This is a genomic window from Leifsonia sp. SIMBA_070, assembly GCF_046534635.1.
Classification (GTDB): domain Bacteria; phylum Actinomycetota; class Actinomycetes; order Actinomycetales; family Microbacteriaceae; genus Leifsonia.
The window spans coordinates 2,968,208-2,988,256 of sequence record NZ_JAWRYK010000001.1 but is presented as its reverse complement, the minus strand read 5'-3'; the positions used below and the strand labels follow the sequence as shown (position 1 = coordinate 2,988,256).

The 20,049-nt window shown below is 70.7% G+C and carries 14 protein-coding genes; 9 read left to right on the top strand and 5 right to left on the bottom strand.

Annotated features, from left to right (window positions below):
• Positions 1-11: 11 nt before the first annotated feature.
• Entirely contained in the window at positions 12-1,265 is a 1,254-nt protein-coding gene (locus SB754_RS14090; protein WP_410782933.1) for an extracellular solute-binding protein, read from the bottom strand.
• Positions 1,266-1,590: 325 nt separating this feature from the next.
• On the opposite strand from SB754_RS14090, the gene SB754_RS14085 reads away from it, so the two are divergent.
• The 6 genes from SB754_RS14085 to SB754_RS14060 all read left to right on the top strand — a co-directional run bounded on the left by SB754_RS14085 (position 1,591) and on the right by SB754_RS14060 (position 8,199).
• Complete coding sequence (locus SB754_RS14085) at positions 1,591-2,685, top strand: LacI family DNA-binding transcriptional regulator (protein ID WP_410782932.1); 1,095 nt, start codon at positions 1,591-1,593, stop codon at positions 2,683-2,685.
• 48 nt (positions 2,686-2,733) lie between these two features.
• The gene (locus SB754_RS14080) at positions 2,734-3,315 is read left to right on the top strand and encodes an antibiotic biosynthesis monooxygenase (protein ID WP_410782931.1); all 582 of its coding nucleotides are present in this window, start codon (positions 2,734-2,736) and stop codon (positions 3,313-3,315) included.
• Between the two features lie 169 nt (positions 3,316-3,484).
• A complete protein-coding gene (locus SB754_RS14075) occupies positions 3,485-4,327 on the top strand; it encodes a DUF4097 family beta strand repeat-containing protein (RefSeq protein ID WP_410782930.1) in 843 nt (280 codons plus the stop codon).
• Positions 4,324-4,953 carry a PadR family transcriptional regulator gene (locus SB754_RS14070; protein WP_410782929.1) on the top strand — a complete coding sequence of 210 codons (630 nt, stop codon included), beginning with the start codon at positions 4,324-4,326 and terminating at the stop codon, positions 4,951-4,953. The genes SB754_RS14075 and SB754_RS14070 overlap by 4 nt, the downstream gene beginning before the upstream one ends.
• A gap of 233 nt (positions 4,954-5,186) precedes the next feature.
• On the top strand, positions 5,187-7,340 hold the full coding sequence (locus tag SB754_RS14065) for an APC family permease (protein ID WP_410783326.1): 2,154 nt from the start codon (positions 5,187-5,189) through the stop codon (positions 7,338-7,340).
• A 97-nt stretch (positions 7,341-7,437) separates the two neighbouring features.
• Positions 7,438-8,199 carry a MerR family transcriptional regulator gene (locus SB754_RS14060; RefSeq protein ID WP_410782928.1) on the top strand — a complete coding sequence of 254 codons (762 nt, stop codon included), beginning with the start codon at positions 7,438-7,440 and terminating at the stop codon, positions 8,197-8,199.
• Between the two features lie 250 nt (positions 8,200-8,449).
• On the opposite strand, the gene SB754_RS14055 is transcribed toward SB754_RS14060, so the two are convergent.
• The gene (locus SB754_RS14055) at positions 8,450-9,337 is read right to left on the bottom strand and encodes a YczE/YyaS/YitT family protein (protein WP_410782927.1); all 888 of its coding nucleotides are present in this window, start codon (positions 9,335-9,337) and stop codon (positions 8,450-8,452) included.
• Positions 9,338-9,400: 63 nt separating this feature from the next.
• On the opposite strand from SB754_RS14055, the gene SB754_RS14050 reads away from it, so the two are divergent.
• The 3 genes from SB754_RS14050 (at position 9,401) to SB754_RS14040 (ending at position 15,399) form a co-directional block, all read left to right on the top strand.
• On the top strand, positions 9,401-10,879 hold the full coding sequence (locus tag SB754_RS14050; protein ID WP_410782926.1) for a PLP-dependent aminotransferase family protein: 1,479 nt from the start codon (positions 9,401-9,403) through the stop codon (positions 10,877-10,879).
• A gap of 155 nt (positions 10,880-11,034) precedes the next feature.
• The gene (locus tag SB754_RS14045; RefSeq protein WP_410782925.1) at positions 11,035-14,412 is read left to right on the top strand and encodes an efflux RND transporter permease subunit; all 3,378 of its coding nucleotides are present in this window, start codon (positions 11,035-11,037) and stop codon (positions 14,410-14,412) included.
• 90 nt (positions 14,413-14,502) lie between these two features.
• On the top strand, positions 14,503-15,399 hold the full coding sequence (locus SB754_RS14040) for an arginase family protein (protein ID WP_410782924.1): 897 nt from the start codon (positions 14,503-14,505) through the stop codon (positions 15,397-15,399).
• Between the two features lie 132 nt (positions 15,400-15,531).
• On the opposite strand, the gene hutI is transcribed toward SB754_RS14040, so the two are convergent.
• The 3 genes from hutI to hutH form a co-directional block, all read right to left on the bottom strand.
• Entirely contained in the window at positions 15,532-16,695 is a 1,164-nt protein-coding gene (hutI, locus tag SB754_RS14035; protein WP_410782923.1) for an imidazolonepropionase, read from the bottom strand.
• Complete coding sequence (gene hutU / locus SB754_RS14030) at positions 16,692-18,389, bottom strand: urocanate hydratase (protein WP_410782922.1); 1,698 nt, start codon at positions 18,387-18,389, stop codon at positions 16,692-16,694. The genes hutI and hutU overlap by 4 nt, the downstream gene beginning before the upstream one ends.
• Before the next feature lie 101 nt (positions 18,390-18,490).
• Positions 18,491-20,035 carry a histidine ammonia-lyase gene (gene hutH, locus SB754_RS14025; RefSeq protein ID WP_410782921.1) on the bottom strand — a complete coding sequence of 515 codons (1,545 nt, stop codon included), beginning with the start codon at positions 20,033-20,035 and terminating at the stop codon, positions 18,491-18,493.
• Between the last annotated feature and the right edge of the window lie 14 nt (positions 20,036-20,049).

Here is a 20,049-nt window from a genome sequence, read left to right as displayed (position 1 = left end):
TGTGCGGCGTACTACTTGAGCAGCGCTTCGAGGTTCTTCTGCGTGGCGTCGAGGATGGACTTCGGGTCGCCGGTGGCCAGCGACTCCAGCTTGCTGTTGAAGTCGGTCACGACATCGGCGGAGCCCTTGGCCGTCGGGACGCCCTTGGCGTAGTCGGCGGCACTCAGGAAGGGCACCAGGTCGGGGTTGTCGGACTTCCACTCGTCGGCGGCCGACTTGATGGACGGCATCGGACCGAACGCCTTCGAGAACGCGAGCTGGTCGTCTTTGCTCGTCAGCTTCTCGACGAGCTTCAGCGCTGCGGCCTGGTTGGGGCTGTCGGCCGCGATGCCCCAGCAGTTGGTGAACTGGAGGGTGCCCTGGCCGGCCGGGCCCTTCGGGAGCTCGACGATCTTGTACTTGATGTTCGGGAAGTCGGACTTGAGCGCACCCGTGATCCAGTTGCCCTCGATCGTCATCGCCGCGAGGCCCTTGCCGAAGGCTTCTCCGCCCCAGCCGGCGCCGAGATCCTTGGCGTACTTCAGCTCGCCGCCGTTGAGCATCGTCTTGACGAAGTCGAGCGCCTTGACGTTGGCGTCGCTGTTCGCGGTGGCCTTCGTGCTGTCGTCATTCATGAGGTTGCCGCCGGCCTGCACCATGAACGAGCCGACACGGGCGTATTCGCCGGAGATGCCGAGCCCGACCTGGCTGCCCGTGGTGAGCTTCTTGGCGACGGACTCGAGCTGGTCCCATGTCTTCGGGATGTCGGAGTCGCTCAGTCCCGCGGCACTCCACGCGTCGGTGTTGATCACCAGCTGCAGCGTCGAGAAGTCTTTCGGGGCGCAGTAGAACTTGCCGTCGTACGTGAACGACTTCACCAGGCTCGGGTAGAAGTCGCTCTTGTTGCTCAGCTGGTCGCCGTACGCGAGGAGGGAGCCGTTGGAGGCGTACCCGGCGAGGGCGTCGGTGGAGAGGTAGAAGACGTCGGCCGGCTTCTTCGCGGCGAAGCCCTGCGAGAGCTGCTGGTTCAGGTCGGACGCTGCGACGACGCTCGCCGTGGTGCCGGAGCTTTTGGCCCAGTCGGCAACGGCGGACTTCACCGCGGTCGTCTCGGCGTCGCCGGACGAGCCGATCATGACCGTGAGGGCCTTGTCGGACGAGGTGAGCTTGCCGCTGTCGGTGCTGCTGCTGCTGCCGCCGAAGCCGGAGCCGCACGCCGTGAGGGCGAGCGCGGTCGCCGCGGCGACGGCGCCGCCCGCGAGCCAGCGGTGTGTGATCTTGCGCATTCGTGTCTCCTTGGTGTGAGTGTGCCCGCTAGCCGGGGCGCACGCCGGAAGGGTCGGGAAGGTCGTGGACAACCCGTCGGGTGGTGCGGTCTGTGAGCGATTCTTCGGCATGCGTGAGGTGACGCGGGTGCTCCGCAGCGATGCGCGCATCCGTTCCTCCGCTCCGAGTCGATCGTCACTCCCTGTACGTTTGATCGATCAAATCACCGATTGCTAAGCTGAGTTTGAACGATCAAACCGGGATGCCTGCCACAGTAGCCACGCGGTTCCGCAGGTGTCAAGCAGACCACTAGGGTCATATCCAGCCGCAGAGGAGGGAGTCGCGATGGGTGCGCAGCCGACCGTGAGCGATGTCGCCGGCGTGGCCGGCGTCTCCCGGCAGACGGTCTCGAACGTCCTCAACGCGCCAGAGCTGGTGCGTCCCGAGACCCGGGAACGCGTCCAGGCCGCCATCCACTCGCTGGGCTATCGTCCGCACGCCTCCGCGCGCCGTCTGCGCACGCAGAAGAGCTCGACGATCGGGATCCGCCTCGACCCGATCACCCAGGACGGGATCTCGGGCAGCATCCTCGACCGGTTCCTCCATGCGCTCACCGAACAGGCCGATCGGCAGGGCCTGCGGATGCTGTTGTTCACCGCCGACGGTCCGGAGGGCGAGATCGAGCAGTTCCGTCGGCTGTCGGACGCGGCCGATGTGGACGCTTTCGTGCTCACCTCGACGTTCCACGGCGATCCGCGCACGGAATGGCTGATCGAGAACGGCCAGTCCTTCGTCACGTTCGGCCGCCCGTGGGGGATCGACGACATGACGGACCCCGAACATCTCTGGGTGGATGTGGACGGCCGCGCCGGCGTGCGCGACGCGACCCTCCACCTGCTGTCGCGCGGCGCCCGGCGTATCGGGTTCCTCGGCTGGCCCAGCGGGTCCGGCACCGGTGACGACCGCCGTGCGGGCTGGCGCGAGGCCATGCGACAGGGCAGCGGCCTGTCGGAGGAGGAGCTGCGTCTGCTCGACATCGCCGCAGAGGATGCCGTTCCGTTCGGCGCGGAGGCCGTGCGACGGCTCGAACTGCAGGCGGGACCCCTCGACGGTCTGGTCTGCGCCTCCGACTCGCTCGCGCTGGGCGCGTTGACGGCCACGGGAGGCCGCATCCCGGTCATCGGGTACGACGACACCCCGGTGGCCGCCTCCCTCGGCTTCTCGAGCGTCGCCCAGCAGCTCGACGAGGTCGCCGCCGGCGTGCTGGAGCTGCTGACCGGCACCCACGGCGGCCGCGTGCGACGCGGCGACGACGTGGCGGATCCCCGCCACCGCCTGGTCGCGCCGCGCCTGGTGGTCCGGGACAGCCCCGCTCTCTTCGGCGGCGGCGCCGCGAGCGAGCGCTCGGTGTCGAGCAACAGGATGTCGAAGAACAGCTGAGGCTCCTCCCGAAATCCGCGCGTAACGCGGCCCGGAGACAATGGACGCATGTCTCCACAAGAGCCTCTCGTCGACGCGTCACGAGCGCGTCGCCTCCCGATCACCGTTTCCATCACCCGCCGTGTCGACAGCACGCGGCTCGCCGAGGTGACCCACTGGGTCCAGGCGGGGGTCAACCTGGCCAACACCTTCGATGGCTTTCTCGGATCCGGGTGGGTCCGGGCCCACGCGGATTCCGACGACTGGCACATGCTGTACCGCTTCGCCGACGCCGACACGCTGGAGACCTGGGAGGCGTCGGACGAGCGCGCGGACTGGCTGTACGAGGGCCGGGAGCTCGTAGAGGTGTCCCGGGTGGAGCGGCGGACCGGCATCGAGGGCTGGTTCGACGCGCCGCAGCCCGGTGTGCCGGCGGCGCCGCCGCGCTGGAAGCAGGCGGTGACGATCTGGCTCGGGTTCTTCCCGCTGTCGCTGCTGTTCACCTCCCTGACCGGTGCCTTCGTTCCCGGCTGGCACAGCCTGTGGCCGCTCGCGTCCGTGCTGATCACCACGCTGTGCCTGACGCCCACGATGACGTACCTGCTGCTGCCGTTCGTCACGCGACTGCTCCAGCCCTGGCTGCGCCGTTAGCTCGGTCTCTCTCAGGGTTCGCCCTGACCTGACCCTGAACTCCGCCGATTCTGACGCCGTACCCTTGCATCCCTCGCAATCGAGCTATATCGTGATCTCGTCAACAGTCGCGATATAACGCGAGTCACCGAACGGTCCCGGCACGGGCCGAGGAACAGGGAGCAGAGCAATGGCACAAGAGAAGTGGCTGATCCAGCCCGGCGAGAGCCGCACCATCGACGTGGAGGTCGTCCGCGCGCTGAAGGTCGGATTCATCGGAGGCCAGATCGACATCGTCGGCCACGACGAGCCCGGCGCGCGTATCGAGGTGCACTCGGTCACGGGCCGCGACCTCAAGATCGTCATCGACGGCGATCGGCTGGAGATCGATCACCCGCAGCTGCGCTGGGACAACTTCATCGAGGTGTTCAAGTCCATGCGCTCCAGCGCCCGGGCGGATGTCAGCGTGCTGGTCCCCCGCGATGTCGAGCTCAAGTTCGGTGTCGTGTCCGCGACCGCGCTCGTCTCCGGCCTCCGCACCGACGCCCGGCTCAGCACCGTCAACGGCGATGTCGTCGCCGACGGGCTCACCGGCGACATCGAGCTCAACTCCGTCAGCGGCGAGCTCTCGGTGCGCGACCACACCGGTCGCATCTCCGCCCACACCGTGTCCGGCGACGTGACCGCGACCGGCGCCATCCGCCGCTTCTCGGCCGACGGCGTCTCGGGCGACATCATGATCGACGTCACCGGCACGCCGGACGATATCGCGGTGAACACGGTCTCCGGCGACACGACCATCCGCATTCCGGAGGCCGTCGGCGCACGGTACCGCGTCAACACGGTGTCGGGCAAGGTGCAGCTCGACAACATGACCGTGGTCGGCGGCATGGGCAAGGGCTACACGGGCACGTCCGGCACGCTGAACGGCACCTGGGTCGAGATCAGCGTGAACTCGGTCTCGGGCGACGCAGCGGTGCTGCGCAGCGCGGCCACCGCGCAGGGCACGGGTGCGCAGGAGGCGTCGGCGTGAGCCCCGTCTTCTCGCACGGCAGCCTGCGCCTCTACCTCCTCAGCCTCCTCGCCGAGTCGCCCAAGCACGGCTACGAGCTGATGCAGGCGCTCTCCGACCGCTTCGGCGGCACCTACAGCCCCAGCGCGGGAACCATCTACCCGCGATTGGCGAAGCTGGAGGAGGAGGGCCTGGTCACCAAGACGACCGACGGCCGCAAGACGGTGTACGCCATCACGGACGCGGGCCGCGCGGAACTCGCCTCCCGGCAGGCCGAGCTCGACGCGATCGAGGAGGAGGTCACCGACTCGGTGCGCCGGCTCGCCGACGAGGTGCGGGCCGGCGTCAACGACGCCATGCGCACCCTGCGCGCCGAGTTGGCGTCCGCTGCCCGCGAAGCCAAGCGCAGCGGGTCCCGGGTGGAGCCGCGGCAGGAGGCGCGCGACACCGGACGGGACGCGCGGGCCGCCGGAGCCGCCGCTGTGCGGGAGGCGGAGGCGGCGCTCAACGAGTTCCGTCAGCAGTTGCGCACGGACTTGCGGTATCAGGCAGCGCGCGGGGCCCTCCCCGCCGACGTCGTACCGCTTCTCACACGAGAGCTGGATCGCGTGCGCCGTGCGGTGAGCGAGGCGCTCGCACGCCGGTGACCCGGCGGCCGAGGCTTCGGAGAAGAGTCAGCGAATGCTCATCCGGCTCCCAGTGAGGCAACTGCCCCTCGCCGTGCCGCGCGAATACGCTGCGCCGGGCGCCTCCGCGACGCCGTGCCCAGTGTTGCCAGATCGGGAGGCTCCTGGGGGCGCGACGCGCCGACTTGACAGTGCATTGCCAGCGAGTATGCTCGCACCTCGTGACAACTGAGGGGAGATCCCCGAAGCGCTGGTTGATCGGCGACCCGCTTCCGAGTGAAAAGCTCGAAGGACAACTGCTCCCGAAGCACCTCGCCCTACCCATCTTCGCCTCGGACGCGCTGTCCAGCGTCGCGTACGCACCGCAGGAACTCCTGATGATCCTGCTGCTCGGCGGCCTGGCGTTCCTCACCTTCGCGCCGTGGGTGGCGGCCGCGGTCGTCGTGCTGCTCGTCACCGTCGTCCTGAGCTACCGGCAGCTGGTCAAGGCGTACCCGTCGGGAGGCGGCGACTACGAGGTCGCGCACAAGAACCTGGGCGAGAAGGCCGGCCTGGTCGTCGCCTCGGCATTGCTCGTCGACTACGTGCTCACCGTCGCGGTCTCCGTGGCCTCCGGAGTCGACAACGTCATCTCGGCGCTGCCGTTCCTGGCGCCCTGGCGGGTCGAGCTCGCCATCCTCTGCGTCATCCTGATCGCCGCCGTCAACCTGCGCGGTGTCCGGGAGTCGTCGAAAGCGTTCGCGCTGCCCACGTACATCTTCATCGGCAGCGTCGGCCTCATGGTCGTGACCGCGCTGGTGCGCACCGCGTTCGGCGACGCGCCCGTCGCCGAGTCCGCCGCCTACCAGGTGCACGCGACCTCCCTCACCCAGGCCGCGGTCGTGCTCCTGCTGCTGCGCGCCTTCTCGAGCGGATGTTCGGCCCTGACCGGTGTGGAGGCCGTCGCCAACGGCGTCCCCGCCTTCCGCACACCCAAGATCCGCAATGCGCGCATCACCCTCGGGCTCATGGGCGGGATCGCGATCACCCTGTTCGCCGGGCTGACCGCGACCGCGCTGATCAGCGGCGTCCACTACGCCGAGAATCCGTGCGATCTGCAGGGCTGGGCCCAGTGCGCCACGTCGCCGCAGCGGAGCCTGATCGCCCAGATCGCGGCAGCCACCTTCGGCAACAACTCGGTCCTCTTCTTCCTGGTGCAGGCCGCGACGGCAGTGGTCCTGCTGCTGGCCGCGAACACCGCGTTCAACGGCTTCCCGCTGCTCGGCTCCGTGCTCGCCCGCGACTCCTACGCCCCCAAGGCGCTGAACACCCGCGGCGACCGCCTGGTGTACTCCAACGGGATGATCATCCTGGCCCTCGCCGCGACGGTCCTTCTCGTGGTCTACCAGGCGAATCTGACCCAGCTCATCCAGCTGTACATCATCGGCGTCTTCGTCTCGTTCACCCTCGGGCAGTCCGGCATGGTGAAGCACTGGATCACCCTGCTGCGCTCGGGAGGCCAGACCGGCCGCGAGCGCACCGGAATCGTCCGCTCGCTCTGCATCAACGCGTTCGGGGCCTGCCTCACCGCGATCGTGCTGATCGTCGTCACCATCACGAAGTTCACGCACGGCGCGTACCTGGTGTTCATCTTCATGCCGATCCTGTGGTTCCTGATGCTCGGCGTGAACCGGTACTACCGCGACGTCGAGAAGGAGGTCGAGGTCGACCCGGTCACCACCTTCGGGGCCGTCGGCGACCACGCGATCGTCCTCATCGGCAAGATGCAGAAGCCGGCGCTGAAGGCGCTCGACTACGCCATCGCCGCCCGGCACGACTCCATCGAGGCCGTCCACGTGTCGACCGACGAGGAGGCGACGCAGAAGCTGCAGCGCCAGTGGATCGAGCAGAACATCCACGTGCCCCTGTCGATCATCGAGTCGCCGTACCGCGACTTCGGCATCCCCCTCGTGAAGTACCTGAAGCACCGCCGCGAGGAGCACGGCTCGGAGGTCGTCACGGTGTACCTGCCGCAGTACATCGTCGGACACTGGTGGGAGTCTCTGCTGCACAACCACCGCGCCCGCCGCATCAGCAAGCAGCTGATGCTGTGCCACGGCGTCACCGTGGCGCTCGTTCCGTGGCTGCTCGACTCGTCGTCGCTGATCTACGGCCGCCGCTCCCGTCCGCTGCCCGGCCAGGACCGTCGAGGCGAGCCGGTCCGTCCGGTCGCTCGCCGGCCGCTGGTGCCGGCGTCGCGGCCGCACACGCACATCCACATCCATGAGGTGCCGATCACGATCGACGGCCCGAAGGAGACGGCGGAGCAGATCGCGTCCACGATCCCCGAGCCCCAGCCCGACGCCTCGCAGCCTGGTGCCGGTGGCTCCACGCCGCAGAAGCGGGTGCCCGCACGCGCCAAGCGCTGACCGCCGCCCCGTCCCGAACTCAGGCCTGTCGGGCACCTTGACCTTGACGTAACGTCAACTCCTAGCGTGGGTTTCACACCTCACGAGAGGAGGAGACATGGACTGGTCCATCCAGGACATCGCACGCATCGCAGGCACCACCAGCCGCACGCTGCGCCACTACGACGCCATCGGGCTGCTCGAGCCGAGCCGCGTCGGCGGCAACGGCTACCGGTACTACGACCGTGACTCCCTCGTGCGGCTGCAGCGCATCCTCCTGCTCCGCGAGCTCGGCCTCGGCCTCGACGCCATCGGCCGCGTGCTCGACGACCGGACGGATGCGGCACCCGCCCTGCGCGACCACCTGGAGTGGCTGCGGGCGGAGCAGGAACGGCTGGCGCGGCAGATCGCGTCGGTCGAGTCGACGATCCACGCAGTGGAGGAAGGAGAGGAGATCGTGGCCGAGCAGATGTTCGACGGATTCGATCACACGCAGTACAAGGAGGAGGTCGAGGAGCGCTGGGGGAAGGAGGCCTACGCCTCGTCCGACCGCTGGTGGCGCAGCAAGTCACCCGAGGAGCGGCGAGCCTGGCAGGAGCGCCAGGCGCAGCTCGCCGCCGACTGGCAGGCCGCCGCAGCCAGCGGTGTCGCGCCGGACTCGGAGGAGGCCCAGGCGCTGGCGAAGCGTCACGCCGACTGGCTGGCCGACATCCCGGGCACGCCCGGTTACGGCTCCGGGGCGCCGGCGGCCGCGTACCTGACCGGCCTCGGCGACATGTACGTCGCCGACGAGCGCTTCGCGGCGAACTACGGCGGCCCCACCGCCGCCGCCTTCGTCCGCGACGCCCTCCGCGCCTACGCCGCCGCCCACCTCGCGTAGTCCCCGCCCGCCCCGCCCCACCCGCCCCGCCGCGCCTCGCCCCGGCCTAGCCCCCTAGCCCGCCCGCCCCCCGTCGAGTCCTCACTTATTGCACGTTTTCGGCTCGGAAACGTGCAATAAGTGAGGACTCGACGGCGGCGCGGGTCGGGAGGCGCGGGTCGGGCGGCGCGGGTCGGGAGGCGCGGGTCGGGAGGCGCGGGTCGGGAGGCGCGGGTCGGGAGGCGCGGGGGCGCGCGGCGGGAGGCGCGGGTCAGGAGTGGCGCGGGCGGCGGGTGAGGCGGTCGTCGAGCCAGTGGGCGGCGATCGTGCGAGACGGACGAGCGGCACCGGAGGGGGCGGTTGGCGCGCGGTCGGGCTGCGCAGCGCGGACGAAGGGGGAGTCCGGGCGGAAAGCGCGCGCGTGCGCGTCCCGGTCGGATTCGAGCAGGATGCCGTCGCGCACGTCGAAACGCGCGGCATCCTGCTCGCCCTCGAGGCCGGCCGACTGCTCGGCGGTGCCCTCGAGTTCGCTCTCCAGCTCCGCCGCAGCCGTTGCAGCGTCCTGCGGCAGGCGGATCGCGAAGAAGGGAAGGGTGAGGCTGCACAGCGGGCCGACCAGCAGCGCGAACGCGAGCGTCCCGACGCCGACGTTCCCGCCCAGGATCCACCCGATGGTCAGCACGGTCACCTCGATGCCGGTCCGGACCATCCAGATCGGCCGCCCGGTGCGCTCGTGGAGGCCGGTCATCAGGCCGTCGCGCGGTCCGGGTCCCAGCCGCGGCCCGATGTACAGGCCGGTCGCCACGGCCAGCAAGGCCAGCCCGGCGGCGAAGAACAGCACCTGAGCCCACAGCGCGGTCTGCTGCGGGATGAGGTCGAGCCCGAGCTGTGCGCTGGGCCCGACGAGCAGCACGTTCAGGATGGTGCCCAGTCCCGGCCGCTGGCGGAGCGGGATCCAGAACGCCAGCACCACGAGCCCGACCAGATTCGTGACGAATCCGAAGGGAATGCCGGTCTTGATCGAGAGACCCTGCGCCAGCACATCCCACGGGGACAGCCCGATTCCGGCCCGGACCATGAGTGCGATGGCGATCCCGTAGAGGAACAGGCCGATCAGCAGCTGCACGAGGCGCCGGGTGAGGAGGAGTCGGGTGGTCATGGGGTAATCCAATCGCGATGATTGGACTGGCGGCAAGATGCCAATCTGCGTAAAGTGGCCTGCATGTCGGATGCGCAACTCACCGCCCGCTCCTTGGAGCTCCTGCTCGGCTCGTGGCGGACCTCCGCCGCGGGCTACGCGGCGCTCGCCGACCGCATCCGCCTCCTGGTGCTCGACGGGCGCATCCCCATCGGCACCCGCCTGCCCGCCGAGCGCGACCTGGCCGGTCGTCTCGAGCTGAGCCGAACGACGGTCGCCGCGGCGTACCGCCAGCTGCGCGAGGCCGGCTTCGTCGACAGCGTGCGCGGCTCCGGCAGCGTCGCCCGGCTCCCCGGCCGCTCCCTCCCCCTCCCTGCGACCGGCGGCGAGGGGATGCTCGACTTCACCAAGGCCTCCCTCCCCGCCGCGTCGACCCTGGCCGCCGCCGCGCGCGCCGCCGCTGAGGAGCTGCCGCGGTTCCTCCCAGAGCCCGGCTACGACCCGGTCGGGCTCCCGCACCTGCGCGCGGAGATCGCCGAGCGGTACACGCGGCGCGGCCTGCCCACCTCGCCGGACCAGATCCTGGTCACGGTGGGGGCGCAGCAGGCGATCGCGCTGATCGCCCGCACCTTCCTGCAGCGCGGCGACCGGGTTGTCGTCGAGGTGCCGACCTACCCGCACGCGATCGAGGCGATCCGCCTCGCCGGCGCGCGGCTCGTGCCGATCACGGTCACGGCACCCGAGGAGGGACCGCACCGGATCGGCGACGAGGCGGACGGCTGGGATGCGGAGGCGATCGAGCAGACCTTCCGCCGTTCCAACCCGGCGCTCGCCTACCTCATCCCCGACTTCCACAACCCCACCGGCGCCTCCATGAGCCCGGAGACGCGCGGGCGGGTGCTCGCCGCAGCCGCCGGGCACGGCACCATCGTGGTCGCCGACGAGACCACCGCGGAGCTCGACATCGACCGTGTCGGCGACTACCTGCCGATGCCGCGCTACGCCGACCCGGCCTCCCCCGGCGCGCCCATCATCATGATCGGATCGGCCAGCAAGACGCTGTGGGGAGGCCTCAGGATCGGATGGATCCGCGCAGAGCGCTCGCACATCCAGCGCCTCATCGCGGCGAAGCCCTCGACCGACCTCGGCACGCCGGTGATCGAGCAGCTGGTCGTCGCGCACCTGCTGCCGCAGATCGTGGAGATCATGGAGGAGCGCCGCGAGCAGCTGCGCCGCGGTCGCGAGTCGGTGCATCGGCTGGTGGAGGAGACATTCCCCGACTGGTCGGTGCCGATGCAGCACGGCGGTCTGACCGCCTGGGTGGGGATCGGCGCGCCGGTCAGTTCGGCCCTGGCACTCGCCGCCCGCAGCCACGGTCTGCTCATCGCCGCCGGGCCGCGATTCGGGATCGACGGCGCCTTCGAGCGGTTCCTGCGCATCCCGATCACGTACACCGCCGAGGAGTACGACCGCGCCTTCTCCGCACTGTCGAGGGCGTGGGCGGTCGCCGCCAACGAGCCGAGCCCGTACTTCGAGTCGGGGGCGCTGCCGAGCGTCGTCTGAGAGCCGGACAGGCCTGGCGCCCGCGTCCCCGGACACCCGGGGGAGTACGGGGATGTCGTACTACGGCATGAAGCGCGCGCTCAACACCGGCTGACATACTTTCGATGCGCCACCGTCGCCGCGTGTCCTGCCAGTCGTCCCTCGAGGGGAATTCCGTGCATTTCCTCGCTGTCCTCAGCATGAAGAACCGCGCCCTGATCGCACTCATCACGATCGTTGCCGCGATCTTCGGCGGCCTCGCGCTCACCAACCTGAAGCAGGAACTGATCCCGTCGATCTCATTCCCGCAACTCGTCGTGCTCTCCAGCTACCCCGGCGCGTCGCCCGAAGTGGTCAACAACGACGTGAGCACCCCGGTGGAGGCGGCGATCCAGGGGGTCCCGAACCTCGACAGCACGTCCGCAGTGAGCAGCACCAACCAGTCGATCATCACCGCGAAGTTCACCTACGGAACGGATCTGGCCACCGCCGAGCAGAAGATCGACCAGGCGGTCAACCGCATCAAGTCGGCCCTCCCCTCCGGCGTCGAGCCGCAGGTGCTCTCCGGAAGCATCGACGACCTGCCGGTCATCCAGCTCGCGGTCACCGGCGGCACGGACCAGCGTGCGCTCGGCGACGACATCACGAAGCTCGTCCTGCCGGACATCAAAGACCTGACAGGCGTCAACGACGCGCAGCTCGTCGGCGAGGTCGGCCGGCGCATCACCATCACGCCAGACCCCGCGAAGCTCGCTGCGGCCGGGGTCTCGTCCTCGGCCATCAAGGACGCGCTGCAGCAGAGCGGTGTGCTGATCCCCGGCGGGGACATCACAGAGAACGACAAGACGCTGTCCATCCAGACCGGGAAGCAGCTCGGATCGGTGGACGACATCGCCGGACTGCCGCTCATCCGCTCGGCGGGCGGGGCCAGCTCCGGGAGCGGGGCGGCCGCAGGTTCGGGCGCTGCCGCTGGTGCTGGCGCTGGCGCTGGCGCTGGTGCTGGCGCTGCCGCTGGCGCTGGTGCGGATACTGCCGCAGCCGCCGCGGCCGCGTCAGCTGCGGCTGCCACCCCACCGCCCACCATCGGAGCCGTCGCGACCGTCCAGGAGACCGACGACCCCACCACGTCCCTCTCCCGCGTCGACGGAAAGCCGGCGCTGACCGTCGCGGTCACCAAGCTGCCGTCCGCGAACACGGTCGAGGTCTCGCACGAGGTCACGAAGCTGGTCCCGGACCTCGAGAAGAAGCTCGGTTCGGACGTGACGATCACCGTCGTCTTCGACCAGGCGCCGTTCATCACCCAGTCGATCAACTCGCTCACCGAGGAGGGCCTGCTGGGCCTCGTGATGGCGGTCATCGTCATCCTGGTGTTCCTGCTGTCCGTGCGGTCGACCCTCGTGACGGCCATCTCCATCCCGACCAGCGTGCTCATCACGTTCGTCGTGATGTGGGCCTCCGGCTACACGCTCAACATCATCACGCTCGGCGCGCTCACCATCGCGATCGGACGTGTGGTCGACGACTCCATCGTCGTCATCGAGAACATCAAACGACAGCTCGTCCCCGGCGCGGATCGGGCGGTCACGATCGTCCGTGCGGTCCGGGAGGTCGCCGGCGCGATCACCGCGTCGACCATCACCACGGTCGCCGTCTTCCTGCCGCTGGCGTTCGTCGGCGACGTGACCGGCGAGCTGTTCCGGCCCTTCGCGGTGACCGTGACCATCGCCCTGCTGTCGTCGCTGCTCGTCGCGCTCACCATCGTCCCCGTGCTCGCCTACTGGTTCCTGCGGGCGCCGAAGGTGCACAAGCACGAGGGCGGCGAGGTGGAGGCCGCGCACCTGACCGTCGACGAGGCCGCGGCCTCCGGTGTGGACGAGCTGGAGCACCCGTCCCGCCTGCAGGCCGGCTACCTGCCGATCATCGGCTGGACGCTGAAGCACTCCTGGACGACGATTCTGGCCGCCGTGCTGGTGCTGTTCCTGACGTTCGCCGCGTTCCCCCTCGTGAAGACGAACTTCCTCGGATCGAGCGGCCAGAACTCTCTCACGGTCACCCAGTCTCTGGAGCCCGGCGCCAGCCTCCAGGCGAAGGACGACGCGGCGAAGGTCGTCGAGCAGAAGCTGCTCGGCACGGAGGGCGTGAAGACGGTCCAGGTGTCGATCGGTTCGAGCGGCTCGTCGCTGCGGGACGCCTTCACCGGCGGGAGCGGCGGGACGACGTTCTCGATCACGACCGACCCGAACGCGGACCAGGCGAAGCTGCAGAACACCATCCAGGACGAGCTGGCCGGCATCAAGGACCAGGGCGACATCACTCTGTCCGCCTCGCAGGGGTTCGGCGGATCCAGCGACATCGAGGTGGACATCACCGCGACGAGCAACGCCGATCTGCAGAAGGCGACGGATGCGGTGGTCGCCGAGCTGAAGAAGAAGTCGTCGCTGAAGCAGGTGAACTCCAACCTGAGCGCATCGCTGCCGTACGTCGCCGTGGTGGTCGACCGTGAGAAGGCGGCGGCGGCTGGGCTCAGCGAGGTCGCCGTCGGCACGATCGTGTCTCAGTCGGTGCAGCCGACGCAGGCGGGGTCGGTCGCGATCAACGACACGACGCTCAAGATCTACCTGCAGAGCGCCAACCCGCCCAGCACGGTGGCGGGGCTGTCCCAGCTCTCCATCCCGACGGCCACCGGGGTCGTGCCGCTCGATTCGCTGGCCTCCGTCACGGAGGTCAAGGGTCCGGCATCCGTCACCACCCAGCGCGGGCTGCGGACGGCGAGCGTGACGGCCACACCGGCGACGGACAACCTGACGACGGCCAACGCCGATGTGACGGCGAGCCTGAAGGCGGCCGACCTGCCCTCCGGCGCGACCGCGAAGATCGGTGGAGTCTCGTCCAGCCAGTCCGACGCGTTCCAGCAGCTCGGGCTCGCGCTGCTCGCGGCCATCCTGATCGTGTACATCGTGATGGTGGCGACCTTCCGGTCGCTGCGCCAGCCGCTGCTGCTGCTCGTGTCGGTGCCGTTCGCGGCGACCGGCGCCATCCTGCTGCAGATCGCCTCTGGCATCCCGCTCGGTGTGGCCTCGCTGATCGGTCTGCTGATGCTCATCGGCATCGTCGTGACGAACGCGATCGTGCTCATCGACCTCGTCAACCAGTACCGCCGGCGAGGGTTGAGTGTGGCGGATGCTGTCGCGCACGGCGCGTCCCGACGGCTCCGGCCGATCCTGATGACGGCGCTGGCCACGATCGCGGCGCTCACGCCGATGGCCATCGGCCTGACCGGCCACGGCGGCTTCATCTCGCAGCCGCTCGCCATCGTCGTCATCGGCGGCCTGATCTCGTCGACCGTGCTCACGCTGATCGTGCTGCCGACCCTGTACAACCTCGTCGAGGGGCGCCGCGAGCGGAAGGTCTCGCGGCGTGCGGCGAAGGATGCCCAGGGCGGCGGCGGGACGGATGGAGGGGCTACGCCGGAAGGTCCGGAAGGGCCGGACGGCGAGCCACCCGCGCCACAGCCTCCGGTGTTCACGCGGCCGGCCGGCGGGTCACAGATCTGACGGTTGGGATGTGCTCGGTCGTCTGGTATCCCGGACGGCCGAGCGACGGCCGTCCGTCCCGGGCGCGCGTCGGCTGGCTAGGGTCGCACTATGAGCGAGCAGGCGCTGTCCGTGGATCCGCTGTGGCCGCGTGCCGGTGGGTGGCCGGCTCTGGGTGAGGACGGCTCGGATCTGACGCTGCTCGGCATCCCGACCCATGCGACGTCGCTCTCGCCGACAGGAGCTCACGCCACCCCCGCCGCCGTGCGGGAGGCGCTGCGGCGCTACTCCGCGTTCGTCCCCGGACTCGACGTGGAGGCACTGCGCTTCGCCGATTCCGGTGACGTTCCCGAGCCTGACGGCGCGGAGGGGCGGGAGCGCGCCCGTGCCGCCGTGGCCGATGCGGCCGGCCGGTCCCGCTTGACCGTGGCCGTCGGAGGCGACAACTCGCTCACCGTCCCGGCTGCTCTTGGCTCCGCCGGGGACGACCTCCCGACCGCGGGCCTCATCACGCTGGACGCCCACCACGACCTGCGCGACGGGACGTCGAACGGGTCCCCGGTGCGCGAACTGCTCGAAGCGGGCCTCGACGGCCGCCGGATCGTGCAGATCGGCATCGCGGACTTCGCCAACTCGGCGGCGTACGCGCGGCGAGCTGCGGATTACGGGATAACCGTCATCCCGCGGGACGCGCTGCACGGACGCCAGCTGGACGACATCATGGCGGAAGCTCTGGAGATCGCGGGCGCGGCGGGAGGGCCGGTGCACGTCGACCTGGACGTGGACGTCTGCGACCGCTCCGTCGCACCCGGCTGCCCGGCGTCGATCCCCGGCGGTCTGGCCGCGTGGGAGCTGCGGCGCTTCGCCCGACTGGCCGGGGCATCCCGGCTCGTCCGTTCGATCGACATCGCGGAGGTCGACGCGACCGCCGACACTCCCGACGGCCGCACCGTCCGCCTCGCGGCCCTCCTCGTCCTCGAGGCCGCCGCCGGCCTCGCCGCCCGCTGACGCCCCTCCGCCCCCCTCCGCCCCTGCTCCGTCCCCCTCCGCCCGCCGTCGAGTCCACGAATCTTGCACGCCGCCCCGGCGTGTCGCGTGCACAATTCGCGTACTCGACGGAGGGGGAACGCGGGGAGGTGGTCAGCGGGCGGCGCGGAGGGTGCGGGCGACGAGGGGGACGCCGGGGCGGTACGCGAGGTGCACGTACGTCGGCGCGGCGAGCACGGCCAGGTGGGCGCGCGCACCCGGGCGGAGGTGCCCGACGTCATCGCGGCGCAGCGCGGCGGCGCCGCCGAGCGTCGCGGCCTCCAGCGCCTCCGCCGGTGTCAGCCCCATCTCCCGAACCGCCAGAGCGATGCAGAACGGCATCGACGACGTGAAGGACGAGCCCGGGTTGCAATCGCTCGCGATCGCGACCGTCGCGCCCGCATCCCGCAGCCGACGACCGGACGGATACGGGTGCCGGGTCGAGAACTCCACACCGGGGAGGAGGGTGGCGGCCGTACGGGAGGCGGCCAGCCGCTCCACGTCGTCGTCGCTCAGGTAGGTGCAGTGGTCGACGCTCGCCGCATCCAGCTCGACGGCCAAGGCCACCCCTTCGCCAGGTCCGAGCTGCGCGGCGTGCACGCGCACGCCGAGCCCGCGCGCCGCTCCCGCACTCAGGATGCGCCGGCTCTGCTCGACGGTGAACGCGCCGGTCTCGCAGAACACGTCGATCCACCGTGCGTGCGGCGCGCACGCGTCGAGCATCGGACCGGTGACCAGGTCGACGTAGGCCTCCTGGTCGTCCGCGAACTCCGGCGGAACCACATGCGCGCCGAGGAACGTCGTCTCGTCGGTGACCTCGCCCGCGAGCGTGAGCAGCCGCTGTTCGTCCGCGACCGTCAGCCCGTAGCCGCTTTTCACTTCGAACGTCGTCGTCCCCTGCACGTACAGCTCGGCGACGAAACGGGCGAGCCGTCGACGCAGCTCGTCGTCCGTGGCGGCGCGCGTCGCAGCCACAGTGGACCGTATGCCGCCCGCGGTATACGGTCGGCCGGCCATCCGGGCTTCGAACTCGGTGGCCCGGTCGCCGGCGAAGACGAGGTGCGTGTGCGAGTCCACGAACCCCGGGATGACCGCCGCGCCGCCGACGTCGACGACCTCGTCCGCGTCCTCCCGGGGCGCTGAGGTCCCGGGGCCCGTCCACGCGACGCGGCCGTCGACGGCCAGCAGTGCCGCATCCTGTACCAGGCCCAGAGGACCACGGTGGGCCGGGTCGAAGGTGACCAGCTCGCCGATCCCGGTGACCAGCGTGGCGGTCATCGGCCCTGTGCGCCTTCCGCGCCCGCCCAGACCTGGGCGCCCTGCTCGCGCATCGGGATGCGCAGCCCGCGCTGCTCGGCGACCTCGATGGCCCGGGCGTAGCCGGCATCCACGTGACGCATCACACCGGTCCCCGGGTCGTTGATCAGCACGCGCTCGATCTTCTCGGCCGCCAGCGCTGTGCCGTCCGCGACGACGACCTGGCCGGCGTGGATGCTGCGCCCGATCCCGACGCCGCCGCCGTGGTGCAGCGACACCCAGGTGGCGCCGGAGGCGGTGTTCAGCAGCGCGTTGAGGAGCGGCCAGTCCGCGATGGCGTCCGAGCCGTCCGCCATGGATTCGGTCTCCCGGTACGGCGAAGCGACGGAGCCGGAGTCGAGGTGGTCGCGGCCGATCACGACCGGTGCCGACAGCTCGCCCGAGGCCACCATCTCGTTGAACCGGAGGCCGGCCAGGTGCCGCTCCTTGTAGCCGAGCCAGCAGATGCGGGCGGGGAGCCCCTCGAAGTGGACCTTCTCTCCCGCCTGCGTGATCCAGCGGCGCAGGTGCTCGTCCTCCGGGAAGAGCTCCAGCACCGCGCGGTCGGTCGCGGCGATGTCGGCGGGGTCGCCGGAGAGCGCCGCCCAGCGGAACGGCCCCTTGCCCTCGGCGAAGAGCGGCCGGATGTAGGCGGGCACGAATCCGGGAAACTCGAATGCCCGCTCGTAGCCTCCCAGTTGTGCCTCCCTGCGGATCGAGTTGCCGTAGTCGAACACCTCGGCGCCCGCATCCTGGAAGCCGACCATGGCCTCCACCTGCGCCGCCATCGACCGGCGCGCGTCGTCGGTGAAGCGCTCCGGGTCGGCGGCGGACCGCTCGCGCCAGTCGTCGACGCTGTAGCCGAGCGGCAGGTACGACAGGGGGTCGTGGGCGCTCGTCTGGTCCGTGACGATGTCGATCGCCACGCCGCGCCGCAGCAGCTCGGGGAACACCTCCGCGGCGTTGCCGACGACGCCCACGGACAGCGCCCGGCGTTGGTCCTTCGCGGCCAGCGCCTGCGCCACCGCGTCGTCCAGGTCGTCGGCGAGCACGTCGAGGTACCCGCGGTCGATCCGCCGCTGGAGCCGGGTGCGGTCGACGTCCACGATGAGCACGGCGCCGCCGTTCATGGTGACGGCGAGCGGCTGCGCGCCGCCCATCCCGCCGCAGCCTCCGGTGAGGGTGAGGGTCCCGGCGAGGCTGCCGCCGAACCTCTTGCGGGCGACGGCGCCGAAGGTCTCATACGTGCCCTGGAGGATGCCCTGCGAGCCGATGTAGATCCAGGACCCGGCGGTCATCTGGCCGTACATGGTCAGGCCGAGTGCCTCCAGGCGGCGGAACTCGGGCCACGTCGCCCAGTCGCCCACCAGGTTGGAGTTGGCGATGAGGACGCGGGGCGCCCACTCGTGGGTGCGGAACACGCCGACCGGTTTGCCGGACTGCACCAGCAGGGTCTCGTCGGCCTCCAGGTCGCGGAGGGTCGCCACGATCGCGTCGTACGCCGCCCAGCTCCGCGCGGCGCGGCCGGTGCCGCCGTAGACGACGAGGTCGTCCGGGCGCTCGGCGACGTCGGGGTCGAGGTTGTTCATCAGCATCCGCAGCGGCGCCTCGGTCTGCCAGCTCTTCGCGGTGAGCTCCGTGCCGCGCGCCGCGCGAACCGGTCGTGCTCCGTCCATGGTTCTCGTTTCCTTTCTGTGCCACCGTCGAGTCCGCACTTTCTGCACAGAATCGGCCGTGATTCGTGCAAGATTCGTGTACTCGACGGCGGGCGGAGGGGTCAGGGGAGGGGGAGGGGGAGGGGGGTGGCGGCGCGGAGGGCGCCGGAGGCCACGAGGGCGGTGGCCGCCTCGATCTCGGGGGAGAGGTGGCGGTCGGGGCCGGGGCCTGGGACGGTCCCACGCAGGGCGGCGATGACCGCTCCGGTGGCGGGGCCGGGGAGGAGGGGCGCGCGCAGGTCGGCGCCGCGGGCCGCGGTCATCACCTCGATCGCGATCACGCGGGTCAGGCCGTCGATCGCGCGGCGCAGCTTGCGGGCGGCCGCCCATCCCATCGAGACGTGGTCCTCCTGCATGGCCGACGAGGGGATGCTGTCCACCGATGCTGGCGCGGCGAGACGCTTCAGCTCGGAGACGATCCCGGCGGCCGTGTACTGCGCGATCATCAGCCCCGAGTCGACGCCGACCTCGTGCGCGAGGAACGGCGGCAGCCCCTGGTTGCGTGCGGGATCGAGGAAGCGGTCGGTGCGGCGCTCGGACATGCTGGCGACGTCGGCGACGGCGATGGCGAGGAAGTCGAGCACGTAGGCGACCGGCGCTCCGTGGAAGTTGCCGTTCGACTCCACCCGCCCGTCGAGGGTCAGGACGGGGTTGTCGACGGCCGATGCCAGCTCGCGCCCGGCGACCAGCTCGGCGTGCGCGAGGGTGTCCCGGGCGGCGCCGTGAACTTGCGGCGCGCACCGGAGCGAGTAGGCGTCCTGCACGCGCGTGCACTCCGGACCCTTGTGGCTGGCGACGATCGGCGAACCGGCGAGCATCGTCCGCATATTCGCGGCCGACACGGCCTGGCCCGCCTGCGGCCGCAGCCGCTGCAGGTCGTCGGCGAAGACCGCATCCGTACCGAGCAGTGCCTCGACGCTGAGCGCGGCAGCGATGTCGGCGTCGGTGAGCAGCCCGTGGAGGTCGTGGATGGCGAGCGCCAGCATCCCGAGCATCCCATCGGTGCCGTTGATGAGCGCGAGTCCCTCCTTCTCGGCGAGCACGACCGGCTCGATTCCGGCGGCGCCCAGCGCCTCGGAGGCGGGGAGCAGCTCCCCGTCGACGCGGACGCTGCCCTCGCCCATCGCCGCGAGGGCGCAGTGGGCGAGCGGTGCGAGGTCGCCGGAGCAGCCGAGCGAGCCGTACTCGTGCACGACGGGCGTGATCCCCGCGTTCAGCAGAGCGGCGTACGTCTCGACCGTCTGAGGCCGCGCCCCGGTGCGGCCGGTCATCAGGGTGGAGAGGCGCAGCAGCATCAACGCGCGCACCACCTCCCGTTCGACCTCGGGCCCGGATCCTGCCGCATGCGATCGCACCAGGCTCGCCTGCAGCTGGGCGCGCCGATCCGCGGGGATGTAGGTGGTGGCGAGCGCGCCGAAGCCGGTCGAGATGCCGTAGTGCGGCTCGGTGTCGTCCGCGAGCGCCTCGACGATGGCGCGGGAGGCGGCGACGCCGTCGAGCGCCTCGCGGTCGAGCTCGACGTGCGCGTCATGGCGGGCGACGGCGACGACGTCGTCGATGGTGAGCGGTCCGGTGCCGACGGTCACCGAGGTCTGGGTCTGGAGCATGCTCCGATCCTCGC